Genomic DNA, 1,575 nt, shown 5'->3' on the forward strand with positions numbered 1-1,575 from the left:
ACGATAAGCGGATTTGCCTACTTATCAGCCTAACTGCTTGGACGTGCACAACCAATCGCACGCTTCTTCTATCCTTCTGCGTCCCTCCATTGCTCAAACGATAAAGAGGTGGTACAGGAATATCAACCTGTTGTCCATCGCCTACGCCTGTCGGCCTCGGCTTAGGTCCTGACTAACCCTGAGCGGACGAGCCTTCCTCAGGAAACCTTAGGCATTCGGTGGACGGGATTCTCACCCGTCTTTCGCTACTCATACCGGCATTCTCACTTCTAAGCGCTCCACCAGTCCTTCCGGTCTGACTTCACTGCACTTAGAACGCTCCCCTACCACTGATACCATTGGTATCAATTCGCAGCTTCGGTGGTGTATTTAGCCCCGGTACATTTTCGGCGCAGAGTCACTCGACTAGTGAGCTATTACGCACTCTTTAAATGGTGGCTGCTTCTAAGCCAACATCCTAGTTGTCTAAGCAACTCCACATCCTTTTCCACTTAATACACACTTTGGGACCTTAGCTGGCGATCTGGGCTGTTTCCCTCTTGACTACGGATCTTATCACTCGCAGTCTGACTCCTAAGGATAAGTCATTGGCATTCGGAGTTTGACTGAATTCGGTAATCCGATGAGGACCCCTAGTTCAATCAGTGCTCTACCTCCAAGACTCTTACACTTAAGGCTAGCCCTAAAGCTATTTCGGGGAGAACCAGCTATCTCCAGGTTCGATTGGAATTTCTCCGCTACCCACACCTCATCCCCGCACTTTTCAACGTGCGTGGGTTCGGGCCTCCATTCAGTGTTACCTGAACTTCACCCTGGACATGGGTAGATCACCTGGTTTCGGGTCTACGACCACGTACTAAACGCCCTATTCAGACTCGCTTTCGCTGCGGCTCCGTCTCTTCAACTTAACCTCGCACGGGATCGTAACTCGCCGGTTCATTCTACAAAAGGCACGCCATCACCCATTAACGGGCTCTGACTATTTGTAGGCACACGGTTTCAGGATCTCTTTCACTCCCCTTCCGGGGTGCTTTTCACCTTTCCCTCACGGTACTGGTTCACTATCGATCACTAGGGAGTATTTAGCCTTGGGAGATGGTCCTCCCAGATTCCGACGGAATTTCACGTGTTCCGCCGTACTCAGGATACATTCAAGAGAGAACGAAGTTTCGACTACGGGGTTGTTACCCTCTACGACGGACCTTTCCAGGTCGCTTCGTCTACCTCGTTCCTTTGTAACTCCGTATAGAATGTCCTACAACCCCAAGAGGCAAGCCTCTTGGTTTGGGCTAGATTCCGTTTCGCTCGCCGCTACTCAGGAAATCGCATTTGCTTTCTCTTCCTCCAGGTACTTAGATGTTTCAGTTCCCTGGGTCTGTCTTCCATACCCTATGTATTCAGGTAAGGATACCATACCATTACGTATAGTGGGTTTCCCCATTCGGAAATCTTCGGATCAAAGCTTACTTACAGCTCCCCGAAGCATATCGGCGTTAGTCCCGTCCTTCATCGACTCCTAGTGTCAAGGCATCCACCGTGCGCCCTTTCTAACTTAACCAAACTAAAATTAAAAAA

1 rRNA gene is annotated in these 1,575 nt (G+C 50.0%); it reads right to left on the reverse strand.

Going from position 1 to position 1,575, the window contains the following annotated elements:
• A 23S ribosomal RNA gene (locus tag JDS92_RS29980) occupies window positions 1-1,558 on the reverse strand; the annotation flags it as partial.
• Window positions 1,559-1,575: the final 17 nt, after the last annotated feature.

It is taken from the genome of Bacillus cereus group sp. N12 (genome assembly GCF_016483575.1).
Taxonomy (GTDB): Bacteria; Bacillota; Bacilli; order Bacillales; family Bacillaceae_G; genus Bacillus_A; species Bacillus_A toyonensis.